Annotated in this window: 16 protein-coding genes; 11 read left to right on the top strand and 5 right to left on the bottom strand. The window is 67.5% G+C overall.

The genetic code is table 11. The features are described 5' to 3' along the window. Window positions 1-7: 7 nt before the first annotated feature. From ACLJRL_RS25845 to ACLJRL_RS25830, 4 genes are all read right to left on the bottom strand, one after another. Window positions 8-1,045: an ABC transporter permease gene (locus tag ACLJRL_RS25845; RefSeq protein WP_410658857.1), complete on the bottom strand. Its 1,038-nt coding sequence runs from the start codon at window positions 1,043-1,045 to the stop codon at window positions 8-10. Then, a complete protein-coding gene (locus ACLJRL_RS25840) occupies window positions 1,042-1,932 on the bottom strand; it encodes an ABC transporter ATP-binding protein (RefSeq protein WP_410658856.1) in 891 nt (296 codons plus the stop codon). The genes ACLJRL_RS25845 and ACLJRL_RS25840 overlap by 4 nt, the downstream gene beginning before the upstream one ends. Further along, window positions 1,929-2,321, bottom strand: a complete 393-nt coding sequence (locus ACLJRL_RS25835; RefSeq protein WP_410658855.1) for a GntR family transcriptional regulator — start codon at window positions 2,319-2,321, stop codon at window positions 1,929-1,931. Before ACLJRL_RS25835 ends, ACLJRL_RS25840 begins: the two co-directional genes overlap by 4 nt. Before the next feature lie 66 nt (window positions 2,322-2,387). Then, window positions 2,388-3,584, bottom strand: coding sequence for a glycosyltransferase 87 family protein (locus ACLJRL_RS25830; RefSeq protein WP_410658854.1), 1,197 nt, complete (start codon window positions 3,582-3,584; stop codon window positions 2,388-2,390). Window positions 3,585-3,746: 162 nt separating this feature from the next. Between ACLJRL_RS25830 and ACLJRL_RS25825 the strand changes: the two genes are divergently transcribed. The 4 genes from ACLJRL_RS25825 to ACLJRL_RS25810 all read left to right on the top strand — a co-directional run bounded on the left by ACLJRL_RS25825 (window position 3,747) and on the right by ACLJRL_RS25810 (window position 8,259). Then, a complete protein-coding gene (locus ACLJRL_RS25825) occupies window positions 3,747-4,652 on the top strand; it encodes an AraC family transcriptional regulator (protein WP_410658853.1) in 906 nt (301 codons plus the stop codon). Window positions 4,653-4,730: 78 nt separating this feature from the next. After that, window positions 4,731-5,576 (top strand): carbohydrate-binding protein, encoded by an 846-nt coding sequence (locus ACLJRL_RS25820; protein ID WP_410658852.1) that lies wholly within the window; start codon window positions 4,731-4,733, stop codon window positions 5,574-5,576. A 199-nt stretch (window positions 5,577-5,775) separates the two neighbouring features. Continuing rightward, on the top strand, window positions 5,776-7,137 hold the full coding sequence (locus ACLJRL_RS25815) for an erythromycin esterase family protein (RefSeq protein WP_410658851.1): 1,362 nt from the start codon (window positions 5,776-5,778) through the stop codon (window positions 7,135-7,137). Between the two features lie 123 nt (window positions 7,138-7,260). Further along, window positions 7,261-8,259 (top strand): sporulation protein, encoded by a 999-nt coding sequence (locus tag ACLJRL_RS25810; RefSeq protein ID WP_410658850.1) that lies wholly within the window; start codon window positions 7,261-7,263, stop codon window positions 8,257-8,259. Window positions 8,260-8,366: 107 nt separating this feature from the next. Here the strand turns inward: ACLJRL_RS25810 and ACLJRL_RS25805 are convergent, their stop codons facing one another. Continuing rightward, entirely contained in the window at window positions 8,367-9,572 is a 1,206-nt protein-coding gene (locus ACLJRL_RS25805) for an acyl-CoA dehydrogenase family protein (RefSeq protein WP_410658849.1), read from the bottom strand. Window positions 9,573-9,712: 140 nt separating this feature from the next. On the opposite strand from ACLJRL_RS25805, the gene ACLJRL_RS25800 reads away from it, so the two are divergent. From ACLJRL_RS25800 to fxsT, 7 genes are all read left to right on the top strand, one after another. Then, on the top strand, window positions 9,713-10,207 hold the full coding sequence (locus ACLJRL_RS25800) for a MarR family winged helix-turn-helix transcriptional regulator (protein ID WP_410658848.1): 495 nt from the start codon (window positions 9,713-9,715) through the stop codon (window positions 10,205-10,207). A 90-nt stretch (window positions 10,208-10,297) separates the two neighbouring features. Beyond that, on the top strand, window positions 10,298-11,479 hold the full coding sequence (locus ACLJRL_RS25795) for an MFS transporter (protein WP_410658847.1): 1,182 nt from the start codon (window positions 10,298-10,300) through the stop codon (window positions 11,477-11,479). A 91-nt stretch (window positions 11,480-11,570) separates the two neighbouring features. Further along, the gene (locus ACLJRL_RS25790) at window positions 11,571-12,758 is read left to right on the top strand and encodes a serine hydrolase domain-containing protein (protein WP_410658846.1); all 1,188 of its coding nucleotides are present in this window, start codon (window positions 11,571-11,573) and stop codon (window positions 12,756-12,758) included. 321 nt (window positions 12,759-13,079) lie between these two features. Then, window positions 13,080-13,796 carry a S1 family peptidase gene (locus ACLJRL_RS25785; RefSeq protein WP_410658845.1) on the top strand — a complete coding sequence of 239 codons (717 nt, stop codon included), beginning with the start codon at window positions 13,080-13,082 and terminating at the stop codon, window positions 13,794-13,796. 195 nt (window positions 13,797-13,991) lie between these two features. Next, window positions 13,992-15,803 carry a hypothetical protein gene (locus tag ACLJRL_RS25780; RefSeq protein ID WP_410658844.1) on the top strand — a complete coding sequence of 604 codons (1,812 nt, stop codon included), beginning with the start codon at window positions 13,992-13,994 and terminating at the stop codon, window positions 15,801-15,803. 13 nt (window positions 15,804-15,816) lie between these two features. Then, window positions 15,817-16,905: an AAA family ATPase gene (locus ACLJRL_RS25775; RefSeq protein WP_410658843.1), complete on the top strand. Its 1,089-nt coding sequence runs from the start codon at window positions 15,817-15,819 to the stop codon at window positions 16,903-16,905. Between the two features lies 1 nt (window position 16,906). After that, window positions 16,907-21,235 carry an FxSxx-COOH system tetratricopeptide repeat protein gene (fxsT, locus tag ACLJRL_RS25770; RefSeq protein WP_410658842.1) on the top strand — a complete coding sequence of 1,443 codons (4,329 nt, stop codon included), beginning with the start codon at window positions 16,907-16,909 and terminating at the stop codon, window positions 21,233-21,235. Window position 21,236: the final 1 nt, after the last annotated feature.

Here is a 21,236-nt window from a genome sequence, read left to right as displayed (position 1 = left end):
GGTCCTTTCAGGCGAGGCGACGGCGGATCCACCAGAAGCAGAACCCGGCGAGAGCGAGGGAGAGGCCGAGATAGATCGCGCTTTCGATCCATTGGAAGGGCCAGAACCGGGTCGGGGCGTGGTAGGCCAACTGCTGCCGGTAGCCGAGCCGGTTGATCTCGGCGAGGCACGACGACATCGGGTCGGCCCCGGAGCCGGGAGGTTCCGAGGCGCCGCACGGGCCGGAGGACATCGATACCGGGATGCTGTCGATGGCGTTGCCCGCGGGGTCGAGGGTCTGGCTGAACAGCAGCCAGCCGCCCGGATCCGGTGCCTTGGCCTTGATGTTCATGAAGCCGCTGCTGGGATTTCGAAGCAGTCCGTCCATAATGGATGGTGAGAGCTCGACGGTCGCCTCGGTCGCGGGCAGCAGATGAGGCCGGACCGCGAGCGGCATCGCGATCTGGATCGCGGCGAAGGCGGCCAGCGTGATGGCCATCGCGGGCAGGCCGCGGCGCACCAGCATCCCGACGGTCACACCGAGCGCGAAGGCGAAGGCGGAGTACGCGATGGGGACGACGCCGCGTGCGTCGAACACCATCGCCGAAAGCCGCGAGAAGTCCTCGATGGCGGCCTGGTCGAAGGTGCTCGCCCACCAGGTGACGGCCAGGCTGCCCAGGCCGCCGGCGAGCATCGCGGCCAGCCCGGCGATCCCGAGTTTGACCGCCAGCCAGCGGGTCCGGGTGACGCTCTGGTTCCAGATCAGCCGATGTGTCCCGGTCTCGAGTTCTCGGGTGAACAGCGGTGCGCCCCAGAAGAGCCCGATGAGCGCGGGCAGCAGGAGAACGATCGCGTTGACGGCGAGGAAGACGCTTTGGTAGTCGTTGAAGAACCGGTCGATGAACTCCTTGCAGGCGTCCGAATCGCCGCCGCACAAAGCGACTCCGGCGGCGTATTCGTCGGCGATGCCGGGTCCGGTGACCGCCAGGATGACGGCGAGCGCCGCCAGTGCGCCGAACAGCGCGAAGGCCGGAGCGCGGAATTGACGCCAGGTGAGCCAGATCATCGCTGCGCCTCCAGGACCGGCCGCTGGTTCGTGGGGGCGGATTTGGTCAGGTAGGCCAGAACGAGGTCTTCCAGGCTCAGCTTGGTCACCGTCCAAACAGGATCATGGATCGGTTCGCCGGTGCGGACGACGAACGTGCTCTGCACGTCCGTGTGGCTTTCGGAAACGACGTGCTGGGCCGACGGCAGCCGGGCGGCGTCTCGGCGCGGCCCGGTGAGGCGGTGGTGGGTGGCGAGCAGGTTCTCCACCTCTCCGGAAACCTGGACGCGCGAACCGATGAGCACGATCAGGTAGTCGCAGGCGCGTTCCAGATCGGAGACGAGATGGGAGGACAGCACCACGTTGAGCTCCTGCTCGACGGTGGCCTCCAGCAGGCCCTGCAGGAATTCCCGGCGCGCCAAGGGATCGAGCGCGGCGACGGGTTCGTCGAGGATCAGCAGTTCGGGCCGCTTGGCGACACCGAGGGTGAGGGCGAGCTGGGCGCGCTGGCCACCGGAGAGCTTCCCGGCCTTCCGCGCGGGATCGAGGCCGACCCTGGCGATCCGCTCGCGGGCCAGCCTGTCGTCCCAGCCGGGATTGAGCCGCGCGCCGAGCCGCAGATGGTCGGCCACGGACAGGCCGGCGTAGGTGGGCGTGTCCTGCGCGACGAAACCGACCTTGGCGAGCTGGGCCGGGCTGGCGCCGGGACGTCCGCCGAGCACGGAGATCCGGCCGGTGGTCGGCGGAAGCTGGCCGGAAGCCATGTTCAGCAGCGTGGTCTTGCCCGCTCCATTGGGGCCGACGAGCCCCACGACGTGCCCGGCCGGGATGTCCAGCGTGCAGTCCGAAAGCGCCCAGTTCTTCCCGTATCTCTTGCCCAGACCCTCGGCCTGCAAGACGGTGGTCATGCTATTTCCTCTCCAGCGGCGGTCCGAAAGGTCGTCATGAACAACGCCTCGATGCTCTCCTCGTCGAGACCGGCCCGGCGCGCCTTGCCCAGCCAGCGCCGCAGTTCCAGGCGCAAGGGGCCGTGCGCGGCGAGCGAGCCGTCGGTGAGCGTGGCCGTCACGAACGTGCCGACTCCCGGCCTGGCGGCGACAAGACCTTCGTGTTCCAGCTCGCGGTAGGCCTTCAGCACGGTGTTGGGGTTGATCGCCAGCCGCGACACCACTTCCTTGACCGTCGGCAGCTGGTCGCCCTTGCCGAGCAGGCCCAGCCGTAACGCCTGACGCACCTGGCGGACGATCTGCAGGTACGGCGACAGGCCGGAGTGGTCCTCCAGGTGGAACTCGATCATCTCGACTCCATTTATCTAGTTACCTAGTACTATAGGTCTCTAGATGGGTGGAGTGTCAAGGATCGGCTACGCGGTCTCCCGGCGGTTCCTCACCGCGAAAACGGCCGCGACGGCGATGAAGACCAGGCCCGCGGCGACGTAACAGTTCCCCAGCCACTGCTGGGCCGCCGTCCAGGTCTGGCCCGGCCGGTCGAAGGCTGGGAAGTACCGGAACGGCGCCGCGACGAAGATCGTGGCGGTGATCCCGGTGACGGCCAGCCAGGTCAGCGCGCGGCGTTTGTCGTGGCGGTGGAGAACGACGCAGGCCGCCGTGGTGAACAACGCCGGCGCGATCCACACCCAGTGGTGTGACCACGACGTCGGCGAGATGAGCAGGGCGAAGGTCGCGTTCAGCAGGAGTGCCGGGACCGCCGCCGAGCGGTACATCGTCACGGTCACCAGTGCCAGCAGTACGACGGTGAGGAAGAGCCACAGCGGTGTCGCGGCCGTGGCGCCGACCCCGAATCGCGCCAGTACGGCCTGCAGCGTCTGGTTGGTGTGAAACGAGGTACCGCTGATTCCCGAGGCTCCGGCGAATCCCCCGAACCAGTAGCGGGTGGACGCCTCCGGGGCGACCAGGAACGCGATGGCCGACGTGGCCCCGAAAGTGCCCACCGCGGTCAACGCGCCGCGAAAGTCCCTGCGCACCAGGAAGAAGAGGAGGAACGCCATCGGGGTCAGCTTGACGGCCGCCGCGATTCCGACGCCGATTCCCCGGTAGCGGCCCTTCGCCAGCAGGCAGTCGGCGGCGACCAGTCCCATCAGCGGCAGGTTGATCTGGCCGAAGCCGAGCGTCTGGCGGACCGGTTCGAGGAAGAGCGCCGGGGTGATCGCCAGCGAGGCGACGAGGAGCGCCTTCCGGCGATCTCCGGCCGGCCACAGGGTGCGGGTGATCGCGTAGAAGGTGATCCCGAGCGCGGCCAGGCCGGCCAAGAACAGTGCGATGACCGCGCCATTCCACGGCAACAGCGCCAGAGGAGTGAGAAGCAGCGCGGCGAACGGCGGATAGATGAACAGCAGCGGGATACCGGCCTCGGAGAGCGGCAACGAGCCGTAGAGGTCGCCGCCACTCCACAAGGTGTCGACGCCGAAGCGGTAGATCTCGAGGTCGCTGTGGGAACTCCCGGCCGTCAGGAGCGCCACTACGCACGCCGTGATCGTGGCGGCGAGGCCGCCGAGCAGCCACCAGGCTCGCCCACGCGACCGCGACGAGGTCGGGAACATCGCGTGGTGGCCCTTCAACGTACGGTGAGGTCATCGGGACTGTACCGGTCATGACCAGCGCACCCGCCGACCGGGCATCCGCGGAGAGCGACTTCCGGCGGGAGCGACGACACCCCGCATTGGTCTAGACTTTTCTCCCAAGGTGGCGAAAGGGACCGGTCCATGCGTGGAACAACGGTGTTGCCCAGAACGCCTTGCCTGCAGCCGAAGGCGGGCGAATTGCCCCTGCACCGGCTGGAGGTGCGCGCGCCGGACGCTTTGCCGTTCACGGTCGGCACGTTCGACACGATCGGCCCGATGTCGCGGGCGGCTTTCCCGCACCGGCACACGTTCTACGAGATCGTCTACGTCACCGGCGGTACCGGTGACCACGTCGTCGACTTCACGCGCTGGGAGCTGGGACCACCACAACTCGCGGTGATAGCACCGGGGCAGGTGCATCATTGGGATGCCCAGGGACTGAGCGGTCACGTCGTGCTGTTCACCGACGATTTCCTGCTGGACCATCCGGCCGACCGGGAGACCTTGCGACGCCTGAGCCAGCAGCCGTGGCCGCTCGGCGAGCGGCAGGCCGAGGAGACCGCGCGGCTGATCGCCGAACTGGACGAGGAGTTCCGCAGTGGCGGTCAGGGCACGGATTCCGTGCTGCGCGCCCTGATGCACGTCCTGATCGTGCGCGCCGGAAGACTGCCGGGACTGGCCGACGCGCGGCCGCCCGCCCGCGCCCAGGGGGTGGGGACGGAATTCGCCCGCCTGCTCGGCAGGCCCGATCTCGGCCTGTGGTCGGTGGGCGCGCTCGCCGAACGGATCGGTGTCACGCCGGGATATCTGACGGACGCGGTGAAAACGGCGACCGGCCGGACGGCGGCGCAGCTGATGCGGGAGGCGCGGACCCGGGAGGCGAAACGGTTCCTGCTCGGCACCGATCTCTCCGTACGGCAAGTGGCCAGCCGGGTGGGGTTCGCGGATCCGGCGTACTTCTGCCGATTCTTCCGGCGGGAGACCGGGTTGAGCCCCGGCGACTACCGGCGCACCGGCGACGCCGCCCCGGAGATTCACCACGACTGACCGGACCAGTCCATCGTCCGCCGCTGATCTTCTCCATACCGTCGAGGGTGATTCCCGAAGCCCCCACGAGGAGCAGGTATGGACGACGAGAACAAACTCAGCCGCAAGACGGTGCTGCGGGCCGCCCTCGCCGCGGGTGTCGCGGCGCCGGTGGCGCTGATCGGCGGCCCCGCACTCGCACGCACCACCGTCGCGAGCGGGCAGGCACCGGAACTGACCCCGGCTTGTGACGACGGCGACGACCCCACCCCGCCGCAGACCGAAGGTCCTTATTTCAAGCCGAATTCCCCGCAGCGCACGTCGCTCGTGACGTCGGGTACCCCGGGCACGCGGCTCACCGTGTCGGGGTACGTCTTCGGTCTCGGCTGCCTGCCGATCGCGCGGGCGCTGCTGGACTTCTGGCAGGCGGACGTCAACGGTGCCTACGACAACGTCGGGTACACCTTCCGCGGTCACCAGTTCACCAACGACCAGGGTGCGTTCTCGCTGAGCACGATCGTGCCCGGCCTGTACCCCGGGCGGACGCGGCATATCCACGTCAAGGTGCAGGCGCCCGGCAGGCCGGTGCTGACCACGCAGCTCTACTTCCCCAACGAGCCGCGCAACAACACCGACTCGATCTTCGACCCGCGGCTGCTGATGACCGTGCGGGAAGCGCCGCCCGGCAGAGAGGCCGCGTTCGACTTCGTGCTCAACGTGCCGCAGACGTCGACGTCCCGGCCCACCAGCACGACCAGGACCACGACCCCGACGTCGACTTCGACCTCCACCCCGCCCGGCGGGACGACCTGGGCGGCGGGAACCGGCTATTCCGCCGGCACCCGGGTCACTTTCAGCGGTCGCGGTTATGTGTGCTTGCAGGGGCACACCGCCCAGCCGGGCTGGGAACCGCCGTCCACACCCGCGTTGTGGCGCGCGGAGTGACGAGCAGCCGCTGAGGGAGGGAGAAAACGCGGGTGGACCAGCTTCGCCGGATCCCACACTCCGGCGGGCGGGTCCACCCGCTCCCGCCATGGTGGGGTTTTCCCCCGTACGAAGTCGGAGCCCTGCTGCAACGCGCCGCCGCCGATCCGTCGCGATGATCGCTTTTGACAGCGTGGACACGGATCAAGGGGTGAACGGCATGGCCGGACGGCTGGGACGACGCGGATTAGTGGTGGCCGCGGTGATCGCGACAGGAGCGGTACTGGCTCCCCTCGGGGCTCCGGCCCTCGCGAGCACGGCAGAGAGCACTGCGGAGACCACCGCGGCGTGGCGGGACCCGGTGCGGTCGCTCGAGCGGGCGGCGCATCCGTTGCGTTCGACCGAACCCCGTCGCGACACCACCGACCTGCGCGCACTGGGCGGGATGATCGGCAACGCGAAGGTGGTCGGACTGGGGGAGGCCACGCACGGCTCCCACGAGTTCTTCACGATGAAGGAGCGGGTCTTCCGCTATCTCGTGGAGGAGAAGGGATTCCGGGCCTTCGCGCTGGAGCTGAGCTGGTCGGCCGGACTCGAGATCGACGACTTCGTCCAGACCGGCAAGGGTGACGCCCGGGACATCGCGAAGCGGACGCTGACCGGCTCGCCGTGGGACCGCGAGGAATTCGTGAGCCTCATCCAGTGGATGCGGGATCACAACCGCGCCCACCCCGGCCGCACCGTGCACTTCGTCGGTGACGACCTCGGCGCCCCGTCCCTGGACGACCGGTTCTTCGGCCGGATCACCGACTACGTGGGCCGCCATCACCCGCAGGCCTTGGCTCGGCTCAACGAGCTGTACACCGGACTGCGTCCGATCGACGACACCATCGCCTATCTGGGCAAACCGCGGGAGGAGCGGCAGCGGCTCGCCGCCAAGGCCGCGCAGGCGCTGCAGCTGGTCAAAAGCCTGAAAGACGCCGGATCAGACGCCTTCGACCTGGCCGCGCAGAACGCCCTTTCGGTCGCGCAGACGACCGAGTTCGCCACGCTGGACGTCCAGGATCCGAAGTCGATCGCCGCGGCACAGCGGCTGCGCGACGAGGTGATGGCGCAGAACGTGACGTGGTGGCAGCGCCGGACCGGCCACAAGATCCTGCTCTCGGCGCACAACAGCCACGTCGCCTACCTCTCCGGTGATCCCGTGATGTACCCGAAGGCGCAGGGCGCGTTCCTCCGCGACACGATGGGCGCGGGCTATCTCCCGATCGGCTTCACCTTCGACCGCGGTTCCTTCCTTTCGAAGGACGCGGCGCTCGGGGGCGACTGGAAGAAGTTCACCGTCCCCGCGGCGGCGCGCGGCTCGAACGAGGACACCCTCGACCAGGTCCGCCATCGGGACTTCTACCTCGACATCCGCACCGCCTCGCAGTCCGCGCGCTCCTGGCTGGACACGGCCCGGCCCACCCGCAGCATCGGGACGCAGTTCCCCGTCGAAGCGCAGGACATTTCGCTCGCACAGTCCTTCGACGTCCTCATCCACCTGCACGACGTCCGGCAGGCGGACCGGCGACGCCCGTGACTTCGCGCCCGATTAGGGGGTTTTGACCCTCTTTTCCTGGCATTCTGCGACGGATCTCGGTAGTAGTCGAAGTGTTCGCTCTCGCGACGCCTCAGTTCCAGTACCCAGCGGAGGAAATCCCTGATGTTCAAACGGATGCTCAGCGCCTTCGGGGTCGGCGGCCCGTCCGTCGACACCGTGCTCGACTCGCCGCACGCCTTGCCCGGCGAGGTGGTCACCGGCCAGGTCCGCATCCAGGGCGGTTCGAAGGACGCCCAGATCGAGGAGATCCTGCTGTCGCTGGTGACCCGCGTCGAGGTCGAGCGCGGCGACCACGAGCGGGTGGGCACCGCCGAGTTCCTGCGGGTCAGCGCCGGGCGGAAGGTACAGGTCACGGCGGGAGAACTGACCACGATCCCGTTCCAGCTGACCCTGCCGTGGGAGACGCCGATCAGCGCGGTCGGCGGCCGCGAACTGCCGGGCATGGTCGTCGGCGTGCGGACCGAACTCGTCATCGCCGGCGCGCCGGACAAGGGCGACCTCGACCCGCTGCTGGTCGGCCCGCTGGAGTCCCAGGACCGGGTGCTGGAGGCGTTCGGCGAGCTGGGCTTCCAGTTCCGCAGCGCCGACGTCGAAGCCGGGCAGCTCCACGGTGTCCGCCAGGAACTCGGCTTCTATCAGGAGATCGAGTTCTTCCCGCCGTCGCGCTACGCCGGCCGCGTCAGCCAGGTGGAGCTGACCTTCGTCGCCGACCCCCATGAGCTGGTGGTGATCCTGGAGGCGGACAAGCGCGGCGGGATGTTCCGCTCCGGCGGCGACTCCTTCGGCCGGTTCCACGTCTCGCACGAGGAAGCGCTGCGCACCGACTGGGCCGCGGCCATCGACGGCTGGCTGGCGAAGGTCGCCCAGTCCGGCGGCGGCCAGGCGATGTTCGGCGGGCGGCAGGAGCAGTACGGGCATGACCAGTACGGCCACGACCGCCACGGCTACGACCAGCACGGGCACCACGGCCAGCACGGGCGGCGTGGTCCGGGGATGGGCGGCATGGTCGCCGGTGCGGCGGCCGGTGTGGTCGGCGGCATGATCCTCGGCGAGGTCATGGGAGACGTCTTCGACGGCGGCGACGAGGGTTCCGAAGAGTGATCCGCTTCGCTCAGTAGCGCGACCCGGTGCGCAGCCCGGATGACCAAGCCGCGTTTAGTCCTCTGGTTGCGCCTAAAACGCAACCAGAGGACTAAACGCGGGGCGGGTCAGGTGTACCAGGTGGGTTCCGGGAGCTCGTTCAGGAGCGCATAGGCGCCGACCTCGCGGCGTTTGTAGGCCACCGGGTCGTGGAGCGAGTGCGTGCGCAGGTTGCGCCAGAAGCGGTCCAGGCCGTACTTCGTGGCGCTCGCGCGGGCCCCGGTCAGCTCGAAGACCTTGGTGCCGATCTCGAGCCCGGTGTCGATCACGCGCTGCTTGGCGGCGGCGATGAGGACCGCGACCTCGCCGCGGGCCTCGGGGGTGAGGTCCTCGCGCGGGGCGTGCAGCACGGCGGAGATCGCCGCTCCCGCCTTGTCCACCAACGCTTCGGCGGCCCACAGTTTCGCCTGCAGATCACCGTAGCCGTCGAGCACGTACCACTCTTCGGCCGCCGAGTCCTTGTTGTCGCCGCCATAGGGCCAGGCGCGGGTGTGCTCCCGCGTGTACTCGAGCGCGGTTTCCAGGGCGCCTTGGGCGATCCCGAGGTAGAAGTTGGTGAACACGAGCTGGATCGCCGGCACGTTGAGCGTGTTGTAGGTCAGCGGGTGGAACTTCTTGTCCACGTATCCGGCCGCGCTCGCCCACGGCACGCGTACATCGGTGATGGTGACGCTGCCCGACTCGGTGAGCCGCTGGCCGACGTTGTCCCAGTCGTCGTGGAAGGCGATACCGTCCTGATCGGACGGAACGATGGCGAAGATGTGATCTTCAGTGCCTTCGAGGATACCTTCGAGCACGGTCAGGTCGGAGACCTTGCTGCCGGTCGAGAAAGACTTGTGTCCTTTGTAGACGATCTCGTCGCCGTCCTCGGTGATCGTCAGGTCGGAGTCGCGTGGATTGACCGCGCCACCGAAGAAGAAGTCGTTCTCGGTGTACAGCTGTTCGACCGCCGAGATCTGGTCGTCGGTCGCCACCAGCCGCGCGGCCCAGGCCCAGAGGTAGTGGTAGCCGAGCAACTGGCCGATCGAGCCGTCCGCGCGGGCGATCGCCCGGGTCACCTGATAGGCGGTTTCCCAGCTTTGCCCGCCGCCGCCGTGTTCGACCGGTCCCAGCAGGGTCACCAGGCCGGATTCCTTGAGCAGCTGGACTTCCTGATACGGCGTCTCGTTCTTCCGGTCGCGTTCGACCGCGTCCACCGCGAGCTTCGCGGCGACGTCTTTCGCGGTGGCGAGCCATTCCGTGGCCGATCGCACCGGATTCTCTGTCGTGGTCATGCTGGATTCCGTTCTTTTGCCGGGGTGAACAGGAATTCCGGGCGGGCGCCGTCCGTTGAGCCGAGTAGAGCAGCGCCACCACGGAGTGTCAACGAACGTCCGCGCTCTGAGACCGGCGCCGGGGTGGGTAGGCTCCCGGGGTGCCTGATCACGTCGACGACATTCTGCGCCAGTGGGCGGAAGCCCGCCCCGACCTGGACGTTTCCCCGATGGGGGTGATCGGGCGGCTGACCAGGCTGGCCCGGGTGCTCGACGGCGAACTGCGCAAGACGTTCGCCCGGCACGATCTCGACCGCTCGTCGTTCGACGTGCTCGCCACGTTGCGCCGGGCCGGCACGCTGACCCCGAACGACCTGATGCGCTCGGCCATGATCACTTCCGGCGCGGTCACCCAGCGGCTGGACAGGCTCGAAGAGCGCGGCCTGGTGGTCCGGGCGCCCGATGAGACCAACGGCAGGCGCGTGCTCGTCGACCTCACCGAGAAGGGCCTCGAACTCATCGACCGGGCGCTGCCCGACCACGTCGACACCGAGCACCGGTTGCTGAGCGCGGTCAGCCCGCAGGAGCGGGACGAACTGGCCTCGATGTTGCGAAACCTGTTGCAGTCACTGGGAGACGCCGCCCAGGAGGACTGATCCGGGTCTGCCATGGAAGCCAGTTGACTTAGCGCTAAGCTATCGATAGCTTAGCGCTAAGATGTTCTGGCTACCTGGCAGAGAGAAGAAATGGTCACCCGAACCGAACGCGCGCCGTCAGCCTTGAGAGGCTGGGCCGGCGTCGCCGCGATCACCGCCAGCCTGTTCGTTTTCCTCACCACCGAACTGATGCCCGTCGGCCTGCTCACGCCGGTGAGCTCCAGTCTGGGCATCACCGTCGGCGCCGCCGGCCTGATGGTCACCCTGTACGGCGTCTCGGCCGGGCTGGGTGTCCCGTTCATCGTCGCGTGGACCAGGCGGATCAACCGGCGCGTGCTGTTGTCCGTGATGCTGGGCATCTTGGCCGTGGGCAACCTGATCACCTCCCTCGCGCCGAGCTATCCGCTGGTCCTGGCGACGCGGCTCGTCATGGGCTTCGCCAACGGCGCGTTCTGGGCCATCGGCGTCGGCATGGCGATGCGCATCGTCCCGGAACGGCACGCGAACCGGGCGGCCGCGGTCGTGATGTCCGGGATCTCGGTCGCCACCGTGCTGGGCATGCCGCTGGGCACCATCCTCGAAAGCCTCACCAGCTGGCAGACCACGTTCCTCATCTGGAGCGGCCTCAGCGTCCTGGTCTTCGTCGCCGTCCTGCTGCTGGTGCCGTCGTTGCCTTCGCAGAACACGGTTTCGGTCCGGGAAGTGCTCGGCCTTCCGCGCAAGAACGTGCGGTTGCGGCTGGTCCTGGTCACCGTGGTCCTGTTCGTCTTGGGCCACTTCGGGGTCTACACCTTCGTGCGTCCCTTCCTGGAGAACAACTCCTCGACGTCGTCCACGTTCATCACCGTCTGCCTGATCGTCTTCGGAATCGGTGGTGCGGCGGGGAATTTCATCGCCGGGTACACGGTGGCCAAGCGTCTGATGGCCAGCTTCGTCGTCGGCGCCGCGGCCCTCGTCGCGTCACTTCTGCTGCTGCTGGCGATCGGGCACGGGCAGGCCGGGGCGATGATCGCGCTGGTGCTCTGGGGAGTTTCCTACGGTGTCGTGCAACTGAGCCAGCTCACCATGACGCAGGCCGCCGCACCGGAAACGTTCGAAGCGGCCATGTCGTTGAACACCATGGCGTACAACACTTCCATCGCCCTCGGTGCCTTGTTCGCCGGGCTGCTCGCCGATAACGCCGGGATCACCAGCGTCGTGTGGTTCGGCGTGGTGCTGACGGCGGCCTCCCTCTTGTTCACCGTCGGCACCCGCCGAGCAGCCTCGGCTTGAGGACATTAGGGGTTTTCCTTGCGTCGGAAGCAGAAAGAGCAGGGGTGGTAGGGGGAGTCCGACCGGCGGAGGTTTCCTAGCGTGAGTGCTCATGAAGCGCATGTTCCGCGGGATGGCGGCACTCGCCGCGTGCACGGCCTTGTTCTCCGGCACGCTGGCCACCGGTTCGGCCACCGCCGCCCCTTCGCGGGACGGCCTGCAGAAGGCGTTGGACGCCGCCGTCGCGGCCGGGTCGCCCGGCGCCTATGCGGGCGTGCTCGATCAGGGTGGCCAGTGGTATGGCCAAAGCGGCGTCGGCGACCTCGCCCAAGGCGGTGCCCCCGATCCCCGTGGCCGGATCCGCGTCGGCAGTATCACCAAGACCGTGGTCGCCACCGCCGTCCTGCAATTGGCCGGCGAAAGCAAGGTGGGGCTGGAAGATCGCATCCAGGACCGGCTTCCCGGACTGCTGCCCTACGCCGAGCCGATCACCGTGCGCCAGTTGTTGCAGCACACCAGCGGAATCCCGGCCACCGACCGGTGGAACAGCCTTCCCGAAGTCGACACGACCCGCTGGCGGCACCAGTCGCCGGACGAGACGATCCGGAAGGGAACCGAGGGCAAGCCGCTGTCCTTCCCGCCCGGCCAAGGCCTGGTGTACTCCAACACCAATTACGCCGTACTCGGCAAACTCGTCGAGAAGCTCACCGGTACCGACCTGAACACCGTGCTGCAGCGGCGAGTGCTGGACAAGGCGGGAATGCGGGACAGCTCTCTTCCGTACCGCTATCCCCACCTCGACCGCGCGGCCGCCCGCGGTTACGAAAAGCTGTACGGCCCCGACGTTCCGCCGACCGACGTCACCGACTACGAGATGTCGCGGTTCTGGGGTTCCGGGAACCTGGTGTCCACCACCGACGACCTCAATCGGTTCTTCCGCACGCTCCTCACCGGCGGCCTCGTCCCGGCGGCGCAACTGGCCGAGATGCGCAAGACCGTGCCCGGCGGCGTCGGCGGGCTGGAGTACGGGCTCGGCCTGATGCGGATCCGGCTGCCGCAGGGCTGTGCCGTGCCGGAGGCCTGGGGCTTCAACGGTTCCGTGCCCGGCTACAACACCTGGAGCATGCACACCGCCGACGCCGCGAGGCAGATCTCCGTCGGTGTCACCACGAACCTGACGTCGGAGCCCGCCCGCACGGCCGGGCTCCGCGCGATGATCGCCGAGTTCTGCGGCCAGGGCGCGGCCTATGACGTCATCGGCGATATCGGAGCCATCGAGATGTCCCAGTATTCCGCGTAACGGCCGCCGCGGCGCCGACGTCGGCGTCATCCTGGCCACCACGACGAACTCGGCGCGCTGGCGCTGCTCATCGAGGGATGAACGTCCCTACTTTGGTCGGATTTCCGGGGCGGGATCGTGTGTTAAAGCGCTGTCTACGTAGGAATCTTTGCGCTAGGCGAAAAAGGTACGGTAGTCCCCGGAAGATCAATAGATAGGTATCCCGAAGGTTCCCCACGCGACTTTCGGAGGTTCCGGCTTCTCTTGCCTGGAAACAGAATCAGCGCGTTCGTCCCCACTGACGCGGCTGAACCCCCTGTGGCCGCAGAAATGAGTCGGAACATGCGACTGCGCTCTCTCGTCCTTCTGGCCGGCACCGCCTTCCTGGCGCTGCTCGGCTCGACCGCCCCCGCGGCGACCGCCGCCGAGCCCTCCGGGGCGCAGCCGATGATCATCGGTGGCCAGAACGCGCAGAGCGGCCCGTGGGCGGCCCGGCTGTTCGTGAACGGGCAGCAGAACTGCAGCGCGACGATCATCGCGCCGCAGTACATCCTGACCGCGAAGCACTGTGTGGCCGGCAGCGGCAGCTACACCTTCCGCATCGGCAGCCTGGACCAGACCAGTGGTGGCACGACGGCCACCGCCGCGAGCATCACCCGCCACTCGGGTGCCGATCTGGCCATCGTGAAGCTGACCGGTTCGGTCAACGCCACCTACGCGCCCCTGGGCACCACCGGCAATGTCGCGGTCGGGCAGAACGTGCAGGTCTACGGCTGGGGCGCGACCAGCCAGTGCGGTTCCGAGATCAACTGCCAGTCGCGTTACCTGAAGGTGGCCACCGTCCGCGTCAACTCGGTCAACTGCGGTGACTACAACGGCGGCGTCGCCGTGTGCGCGAACCGCGTCGACGGCATCACCGCCGGCGGCGACTCGGGCGGCCCGATGTTCTCCGGTGGCCGTCAGGTCGGGGTCGCCTCGACCAGCGACCGGTCGAACAACACCGCGTACACCAACATCACCCGGTACCGCAGCTGGATCCAGCAGGTCGCCGGAGTCTGATCCCCGGTGGAAAGTCCCGTACCCGGGGCTGCCGAAGGCAGTCGATGCCTTCGGCAGCCCCTTGTGCCGTTCGAGGTGTGAGCACAGAAGAGCGGAGACTTATTTGTCATTTGACAGTGATCCGCGGCACTGCTGACGCGATAATGTGGCGATCGGCGCCAGCGGGGCGGCGCCGGGGACCTTGGGAGGGGGCCAGTGGCACAACCGACGCAGGCTCTCGACCGCACGATCGTGGTAGTCGATGTCGCCGGCTTCACGGCGCCTGACCGGCAGCTTCCCGATCGGCTCGCGGTCCGCCAGGGGATGTACGGGGTATTGAAGACCGCTTTCGCCGAGAGCGATGTCGACTTCGATACCTGCTCGACCGAGGATCGCGGAGACGGCGCCCTGGTCCTGCTACCACTCGGTACGACCAGGAGTGTCGTCGCGGACCGGCTGCAGGATCGCCTCGCGGTCGCGCTCCGCCGCTACAACTACACGCGCACTCAGCAGGCTCAGATCCGGTTACGGGTGAGCGTCAATTCCGGCGACGTGCTGTACGACGGGAACGGGTGGGTCGGCGAGGCCATCGACTCCGCCTTCCGCATTCTGGACGCACAGACGGCCAAGGAGGCGTTCGCCGAATCCGATCGGATGATCGCGTTCATCTCCTCGCAGCGCTTCTTCGAAGATGTCATCGCCCCGGATCCGGGGCTGTTTCCCGAGTTGTACAGCCCGATAGCGGTATCGGTGAAGACTTTCACCGGAAAGGCCTACCTCCGGTTACACGGTGAACTCACCGCGTCGAACCCGAAACCGCGCGAGCTCGACTCGGAGCCGGTCAAAGAACAGCCATTCATCGAGGTGAGCGACGCTGTCCTGGATCTGGTGCCGCACAAGGATCTGGCGGAGCTGCACCGGCAGCTGACCCGGATGGCGGTCCCTCAAATGGCGGTCACGCTGAGCCGTTCGCTCGGCCCGGCCATTCCCTTGCCCCCGCTCGACGGTGTCACCGACGCGTGGAGCGCCTTCCAGCTCCTCGCCGATTTCAACGCCGGACCGGACGGAATCCCGCCCGCGGTCACCTTTCTGCGTCTGCTGGCCGAGCTCGTCGGCGGCGAACCCGGTAACGCGATCACCGGCTGGATCGGCGGCCAGGCCCGTCAGCTGCGCCTCGGCCCCGCCCTCGGGCAGCAGCTGCAGACCAGGCTTCCGGTCCAGGAACGGCCGCACTTGCATCTGATGATCATGCTGGAGCCGGTTTCCGCAGATCCGACCCGGTGCACTTTGGCGTTCTGGCGCCAAGACGACCCGGAAGTCTGGCCCCCGGCTCTCGGCGGCATTCGGGAAATCGGAATAGACGAGGTCGAGTACCGGGTCGACGACGTCATCCTGGAGACCGAGGGCGTCTGGTCCGGTCAAAGCATGTCGGCGTCCGTGGAATTCCTGTTGCCCCGCACTTTGATCAACTTGCCGGTGCAGCGGTGGGCCAAGGAGCACGTGACCGGTCAGCCACAGCCGTTGCGATACGGGTACAGACTCGGCATTAGGTCGCTCGAAAGGATGAGGTCGAAGCATTGGCACCGTGCCTGGCACGTCCGCTGGGACTCGATGCTCAAAGACCCCTCGGCCGACCGGTTGCATTATTCCGGGCACACTGACTTCGAGGAGCACCCCATCGACGCGGTGCTCAGCGACGATCACTGGGTCGGGCTGGTGATGGCGGAACCGCCGTCGTCCCAACCGGAACAGGGTGGCGCGCCCGACGAACTGACTAGCGCACTCCGCAGCGGGCTCCCGGTGATCTTGTGGCATCCTGACGCGGGGCCGGAGAACTTGCGCGAGTTGCTCGACTGGGTACTGGCCGCGGAGACTGGCTTTATCGAACTGCCGGACCGTCGCAAACTGGCCAATACGCGCCCGGCGGTACCGTTCAAGAAATATCTGGCACACGATTTGGTGGTAATGTGGGACGACCCGAAAAGGATAATCGTTCTCGACCAACCGTTAATCCCGACTCAACAGTAAGGGGATACCGCGGATGAGCGTGAGCGACCAGGACGCGGCCGTGACTCCCAGTGGCCGGGCGCCGCTCGCCGAGGCACCCGATTGGTGGATTTATCGCGGTACCGGCAGGCCGATGCACGACATCGATCTCGCCCAGATCCTGCCCGCGCCACCGCCCTGGCGTTCCTATCGAGGTGACCCTCCGCCGGAGAACGACGTGCCGCCACCGGACGACGGCGAGGCGGAGCGACGGCTCGGTACCGCGTTCACGCTTTCCGAACGGGACGTCGATCCCCACGAGCTGAACATGGTCAACTCTTCGCTTTATCTCCGCCGTCCATTGCTGGTCACCGGTAATCCGGGAACGGGGAAGTCCAGCCTCGCCTATCGCATCGCTCGCGAACTCGGCCTGGGCCGGGTGCTGCGCTGGGCGATCACCAGTCACACCGCGTTGAGTTCCGGTCTTTACGGGTACGACGCGATCGGCCGTGTCCAAGCCGCGGCGACCAGTCAGGCGCAGCGTGGTGGTGAGGCCGAGGAACCGCCGATCGGGGACTTCGTGCGGCTCGGCCCGCTGGGCACCGCTTTCCTACCCACCCGGCTGCCCCGCGTGCTGTTGATCGATGAGCTGGACAAGTCCGAAGCGGACCTGCCGAACGATCTGCTGTCGATCTTCGAAGACGGGGAGTTCCCGATCGAGGAATTGGCCCGGGTACGCAACCGGCATCCCGAGGTCACCGTGCACACCGCGGATCCGCAGCGCACCGCGGTGGTTCGTGACGGAAGGGTCGCTTGCCGGGCGTTTCCGATCATCGTGATGACCAGCAACGGCGAACGGGAGTTCCCGCCCGCGTTCCTGCGGCGCTGCCTGCATCTGCGGATCGAGAACCCGGATCACGACCAGCTGGCCGCGATCGTGGCCAGTCACCTGGTCGGGGAGAACGGCGAACACCGCGACCAGCTCGTCCGCGAATTCGCCGAACGGAGCAAGGCCGAGGGTGGACTGCCCACCGACAGGCTGCTCGATGCCGTGTACCTCGCCACTTCGGGGGCCTACCAGCCGGACCAGGAGACGTGGCCGCGGCTCGTGGACGCCCTCTGGCAAAGACTGACGGTGCGGTGACGTGGTCAGGCAGGCCGACTTGTCCGGGAAGGGCAAGAAAATCAGGCTCGAAGACCTGAGCTCGACCGATGTCGCGGATATCGTGTGGCTGGCCGCGGCCATCACCCCCGCGCGTGCGACCCCCGAGCCGGCTCCCGCCGAGGAGCCGAAGCCGGAGCCCGGCGACGTGCGGATTCGCAACGCTCCCTCGGAAAGCCGGGAGCACCCGCCACCCCCGGAGCCGCGGAGTCCCTCGGGTCCCGATGTCCCGTCGCCAGGAAAGGACGAGGATCAGGTCGCCGTCCCCGTCACCCTCGCCGAGCGACCCGAACCGGCGATGGACGGCGAGGACGCCGACGGGGTCGCCTTACCAGAGTCCCTGGACTACTTCCGAGTGCTGAGAACATTGAAACGCGAGACGACTTCGCGGCGACACAACGATGTGGTCCTGGACGAAGAGGCCACCGCCGTCCGGGCCGCGGAGACCGGACAGTGGTGGCCGGTCACCCGGTCGAGAAGAGAGCGCTGGCTGGACCTGACGCTCGTCATCGACAATGGTCCCTCGATGGCGTTATGGCGTCCCCGGGTGTCCGCGTTCGTCGAAATGCTCGAACAAGTGGGTGCTTTTCGCACCATTCAGATCCGGTTGCTGGAAACCGCCAAAGACAATGGTCAGTCGTCTCTCGTGCTTCGTGGTGGTACACCCGGCGCACCTGCCCGCGACCCCGACGAGATCCTGGATTCGTCCGGACGGCGCGCCGTCCTCCTGGTGACCGATGGTGTCGGCGATGCCTGGCAAAAGGACGTGCTGTACCCGATTCTGGCCCGCTGGGGCCGGGCGATGCCGGTGAGCATCGTGCATCTGCTCCCGCAGTGGCTCTGGGGCCGGTGTGGCCTGAGCCTGCACAAAGCCACGCTGCGCGTGCGGAATGCGTTGACTCCCAACAATCGGTGGACCTTCGATCTGTCCGACTCCTGGCTCGAACCCGGTTCCACGGTGCCGGCCGGGACCGTGCCGGTGCCGGTGCTCGAATTGCGGCCGCGGTCGCTGGCGTGGTGGGCCGGGCTGATGACCGGCGAGCATTCCGGCTCGACCGAAGGCACCGTCATGCTCGCCTCAGAGCAGGCTCACCAGCCAGAACCCGGTGACACGCCCAAAACGACGCTTTCACCAGCCGAACGAGTGCAGAGGTTCCGCAGTGTTGCGTCGCCGCCGGCGCTACGCTTGGCGCAACTACTCGCGGCGGTGCCGGTCCGTCTCGACGTGGCCAAGCTTGTCGGAAAGCGATTCGTGCCGGAGGCGGGGCTGGAGCACCTCCTGGAACTTCTGGTGTCGGGGATCATGTACGCTCCCGGACTCAGGGAAGGGAAGTCCACTTGGGACACAAGTGGGGTCTTCGCCTTTCCCAAGGCAGTCCGGGAATTGTTGCTCGGCGGCGCGCGGCGTTCGGAAACGGCCAGTGTCGTACGAGTGGCCGCCACCCATTTCGGTGGCCGGATTCCGCTGCTCGGTCACCTCCGAGACGCCATCGCCGACCCGCACAACACGCCGGACCCGGTGCTCACTCTCGAGTCGACGGCCGACGTTGAATTGGAGAGCGCCGTCATGCGCGCGCTTTCCGGCCCGTACTTGTCCCGGGCTGACCGGCTGAAGCATCAAGATCCCGTCGTGCCCGAATCTGAATCAATTAAGACTGTGAGCCCCAAGATGCCCGAGACGGCCGAACGCCCCACTTCCTCGACTGCCACGACGGAGGGGCGCTCGCGCTATCTCACCGAATCCGAACTGAACGAACCGACGACCAGAATCGTCCATCCCGCGGCCTCGAACACCACCCGAACCTTCCCGACCCGGCAACCCGATGATCCACCTCAGGTCTGGGGGAACGTACCGCCGCGCAACCCGAACTTCACCGGCCGCGACGAACTCTTGGGGCAGCTGGCCAAACGCCTGAACAGCGGCACCACCGCCGTGCTTCCTTCGGCATTGCACGGACTCGGTGGTATCGGCAAGACCCAGATGGCCGCCGAGTACATCTATCGTCATCTCCAGGATTACGACCTCGTCTGGTGGATCGACGCCGCCCACACCACCCAGATCCGGGCCGGTCTCACCGAACTCGCCGCCATCCTTGGCCTCCAAGGCGCGTCCGAATCCAATATCGCCGTGCCCGCGGTGATCGAGGCGCTCCGGACCGGGCGGCCGTTCCGCCGCTGGCTCCTGGTCTTCGACGCCGCGGAAAGCCCGGAGACCGTGCTGCCGTTCTTCCCGCGCAATGGTCCCGGCGAAATCCTGGTCACCTCCCGCAACTCCGACTGGGCCGGTATCGCGCGCCCGTTGGAGCTCGCGGTGTTCAAACGCGAGGAGAGCATCGAACTGCTCGGCCGCCGCGGCCCCGAAATCGACTCGGCCGATGCCGCCGAACTCGCCGAGAAACTCGGTGACCTGCCCCTGGCCGTCGAACAGGCCGCGGCCTGGCGTGCGGTGACCGGGATGCCCGTGCAGGAATACCTGCGCCTGTTCGACGAGTCTGTCGAGGAGATCCTCGACACCGCGTCGGCGCCCGACTACGAGGTCTCGGTGGCCGCCGCGTGGAACGTTTCGTTCGAGGAACTGAAAACCCGGAACCCGGCGGCGCACCAGATCCTGCACATCTGTGCCTTCTTCTCGCCTGAACCGATTTCCCGTGAACTGCTCACCGGCGTCAGCCGGGTGTCCATTTCCCCGGAGCTGGACTCCGCACTGCGTGAACCGATGAAACTGGCCCGTGCCATTCGGGATATCAACCGGTACGGCCTGGCGAAAATCGACCACGGCAGCAACACACTCCAGTTGCACCGCCTGGTCCAGCTGGTTCTGCGTAAACGGGTGATGGCGCCGCAGGTACACGCGCGGATGCAGCACGGTGCACACCAGCTGCTGGCCGCACTCGACCCGAACGACCCGGAGTCGAGCAGGCACTGGCCGCGGTACCGCGAATTGCTGCCGCACGCCTATGCGGCGAATGTGCTGGACTGCGACGACAGCTGGCCGCGTCAGCTCTACATCAACCTGATGCGCTATCTGTTCGAGTACGGCGATCACGAAGAAGCCTCGCGGCTCGGCCGGCAGGCACGGGAGCGGTTCACCGAAACCCTCGGCCCCACCCACCCGCAGACACTCGAAGTGTCCTCACGGCTCGGGCTCTACCTCTGGGCGATCGGCCGGTACGCCGAGGCGGCGGAACTCAATCAGCGCACCCTCGCGCTGCGCCTTCAGGTCTCAGGCGAGGAGAACGAGGAGACTTTCGCTCTCCAACGGAACATCACGATCGATCTCCGTGCCGAGGGCGACTTCGCCGCGGCGGCGAAACTGAGCGAAGAGGTCTATCACAAGGCCAAGCGCATGTTCGGCGACGATGACCCGGAGACGCTCAGCGCGGCGTACCAGCACGGGATCAGCCTCCGGCTGTCCGGCGCCTACCGAGTCGCCGCGGAACTGGACCAGGACACCCTCCGGCGGCGGGGTGAGGTACTCGGCCGCGACCACAGCTACACCGCCAGCGCGAACAGCGCGCTGGTCGTGGACCTGCGTGAGGCCGGTGAGTACGGCCAGGCCCGTGTCCAGCAGGAGAGGCTCGTGGAGAACCTCCAGGCTCGCCACGGCGCGGAGCGAGTGGCTTCGGTGATCAACTCCTTCCTCCTTTCGGTGAACCGGCGGAAGGACGGCGACCACACGGGTGCGCTCGCCCTGTCCACGGAGGCCCTCAGGCGGCTCCGGCTCGCCTACGGTGACGACCACGCCACCACGATGTGCTGCGCCCTCGCCCACTCGATCGATCTCCGCCACTCGGGTGATCTGGCCGGGGCGAAGAAGCTCGGCGAGCAGACGTTCGAGCGGTACCGGAGCGGTCTCGGCGAGCGCCACCCGCACACTTTCGCCGCCAGCGCCGACCTCGCGGTGACGTTACGGCTTCAGGGCGACGCCGCGGCGGCGCGCACCCTTGACGAGCGCGCGCTGGAACATTTCCGTGCCAGCATCGGCCCGGATCACCCGTACGCGGTCATCGTCACGGTCAACCTGGCGAGCGACCTCTCCGTGCTGGGGGAGCTCGAAAGGGCGATCGAACTGGGCCGGGACGCGGTCGAGCGTGGCCGCCAGGTGCTCGGTGAGGATCACCCCACCGTCCTGGCCGCCACTTTCAACCTCGGACTGGATCTCGCCGCCGCCGGGCGGGCCGACGAGGCCGCTCCCTTCCAGGACCCGATTCTGGTCAAGTACCGCCGGACCCTCGGCGAGGCGCACCCGGGAACGCAGGCGGCGGTCCGCGGCGCCCGTGCCGACTGCGACATCGACCCCATGCTGATGTAGG

Origin of the sequence: Amycolatopsis sp. lyj-112, assembly GCF_046549055.1 — a bacterium.
In the GTDB taxonomy this organism is placed as follows: domain Bacteria; phylum Actinomycetota; class Actinomycetes; order Mycobacteriales; family Pseudonocardiaceae; genus Amycolatopsis.
This window is presented reverse-complemented; position numbering and strand designations above follow the sequence as displayed.